Below are 2,543 nucleotides of genomic sequence, written 5' to 3' on the forward strand. Positions count from 1 at the left end.
CGTTAAACATGACGCCAAAGCAGGTTTATACCATGGCAAGTATTGTAGAAGAAGAAACTAATAAGGAAGAAGATAAAGGAAAGATTGCCAGCGTTTACATCAACCGTATTGAAACCGGTATGAAATTAGAAGCTGACCCTACCGTAAAATTTGCTATGAAAGATTTTGGTTTAAAAAGAATTTTACACAAACACCTGGAGTACCCATCGCCGTACAACACTTACCGGCAAACAGGTTTACCACCAGGTCCTATTTGCACACCATCATCAAAAACAATTGATGCAGTTTTAAATGCACCGCAAACCAATTATATTTTCTTTGTTGCCAAGCCCGACTTTAATGGCTATTCAAATTTTGCAACTACTTATTCAGAGCACTTGGTTTTTGCTAAAGCGTATCAAAACGCATTAGACAGTTTAATAAAAGCCAAAGCAGCAAAAGCTACTACCCCGTAAAAAATAATTAAGTGTTCAGAAAAATACAATTAATGCGTTAGTAATTATATTCAGCCAAAAAAAAATTACCTTGTAGCATAATGACTAAGCTGGAACGCATATTGGTAACCAAAACGCCGCTTACTTTTATTTTACGTAAAAGTAAACACTGGTATTTACCGGGTTTTGAAGGCGTACCACTTTATGATGTACTTAAGTTTTTTTACAAACAGGTTAAAACGGTGGGGCTTACGGAAAGGGCATCAGCAATTTCGTATAATTTTATAATGGCCATACCGCCATCTTTTTTATTTTTATTTACGCTTATCCCAAGTTTGCCTTTTATATCTAAGTCAAGCATTAAAACCCAGTTGCATGTTTTAATTACTGATATTGTTCCTGCAAAAGCCTACAACGAAAATATTATTAAGTTTGTAGATTCTTTTTTAAAAGGAGATAAAATTGGACTACTTTCCTTTGGTTTAATACTGGCATTATTTTTTGCATCAAATGCTATGATGGGTTTAATGCGATCCTTCAATAAAAATTATATAGGCTTTGCCAAAAGAAAAGGATTGCATAAGCGCTGGATTGCCATCAGGCTTACGGTTTTAATTTTTGGTTTGGTACTGGCTTGTCTTATTTTGTTAATTACACAGGGTGCCGTTTTAAATTGGTTAGGCGTAAAAAGTAATTTTTGGAAAGATTTCATTTTCTATTTTCGCTGGGTAGTTATTGCTTTGCTTGTATTTTATTCTATAGCTTTCATTTATAAATATGCCCCTTCTGTTCATAAGCGCTGGAAATTAGTTTCGCCGGGAACTATACTGGCTACTTTTTTATGCATCCTGGCTACATTAGGCTTTTCTTCTTTTGTTAATAATTTTGGAAAATACAATGCGCTGTACGGTTCTATTGGTACCATAATAATGCTGATGGCTCTTATCTTTATTAATTCTCTGGTTTTGCTGGTTGGTTTTGAATTGAATGTAAGTATAAAAACATTAAAGTCTTTAGCGGAACACAGGGATGCTGAAGAAAAAGCAAAGGCTATAGTAAGGCAAATTACATAAGCGGTTTTTATTTTTGTTTTTGATTAATTAACTTTAGTAAAACTAAATTTTATGAAAAAGATATTTTTATTATTACTTGCTTTTGCATCAATAGCAGTGATGGCATTTAGCATCAGCGGCATATTACCTATTGGCAGTACAATGCCTAAAGCCGATGTTAAACTAAAAGATATTTCCGGTACAGAAATTTCTATAAAAGAAGTTACAAAAGAAAATGGGGTGCTGGTAATGTTTAGTTGCAACACCTGTCCTTATGTAATAAAAAATCAGCAACGTACTGTGGAGATTGCAGCTTATGCACAAAAAAATAATGTGGGCATAATTATTTTAAACAGCAACGAAGGCCTGCGCAATGATGATGACAGTTATGCTGCAATGAAAACTTATGCCAAACAACAAAATTACAATTGGAATTATGTGGTAGATAAAAATAATGAAATTGCCGATGCCTTTGGTGCCAAAAGAACACCGGAATGTTTTTTATTTAACAAGGATTTAAAATTGGTGTATCATGGCGCCATTGATGATAACCCAACTGATGCCGGTAATGTAAAACGATATCATTTAAAAGAAGCAATTAATGAATTAACTGTAGGAAAAGATATAAGTGTAAAAGAAAGCAGAAGTGTTGGTTGTGGTATTAAAAGAAAGTTGTAATAATTATTGCCGGTGAAATTAAACCGTTTTGAAACTGCACAGGTAAATTTTTGTGAGCAGTTTTTATTTGCGTAATAATGAATTTCGGTATCACAATATTATACTAATTAAACATCGAAACTATACGATTAAAAAAAATGTCTGGGTGATATTATTTAACCAATCTGCATGATTATAATTCCTGCATCATTACATTTCCGCCCATGTATGATCGGCGAGTAATTTAACCTGGGCAATGTAATTTTTATACGCACTCCCTTTACTCCATTGTTGCGGACCAATCATAGAAAGAAAATGAGTGTCATCGTTTTTTTGATAGAGATAATACACCGAACCGACTACTGGCGAAAAACTAAGTTTTGCATTATAGATGATCATG

At 33.6% G+C, this 2,543-nt stretch carries 4 protein-coding genes; 3 read left to right on the top strand and 1 reads right to left on the bottom strand.

Translation table 11 applies throughout. The features are described from left to right. The 3 genes from mltG to ACY65O_RS02500 form a co-directional block, all read left to right on the top strand. On the top strand, positions 1-455 hold a 455-nt coding region (mltG, locus tag ACY65O_RS02490), incomplete at its 5' end, for an endolytic transglycosylase MltG (RefSeq protein WP_462219274.1). A gap of 80 nt (positions 456-535) precedes the next feature. Further along, positions 536-1,507: a YihY/virulence factor BrkB family protein gene (locus tag ACY65O_RS02495; RefSeq protein WP_462219275.1), complete on the top strand. Its 972-nt coding sequence runs from the start codon at positions 536-538 to the stop codon at positions 1,505-1,507. Positions 1,508-1,558: 51 nt separating this feature from the next. Further along, entirely contained in the window at positions 1,559-2,164 is a 606-nt protein-coding gene (locus ACY65O_RS02500) for a thioredoxin family protein (protein WP_462219276.1), read from the top strand. 189 nt (positions 2,165-2,353) lie between these two features. Here the strand turns inward: ACY65O_RS02500 and ACY65O_RS02505 are convergent. Then, positions 2,354-2,543 (bottom strand): DUF2452 domain-containing protein (locus ACY65O_RS02505; RefSeq protein WP_462219277.1); only part of this gene is annotated, 190 nt, incomplete at its 5' end.

Origin of the sequence: Ferruginibacter sp., assembly GCF_031430955.1 — a bacterium.
Lineage (GTDB): Bacteria > Bacteroidota > Bacteroidia > Chitinophagales > Chitinophagaceae > Ferruginibacter.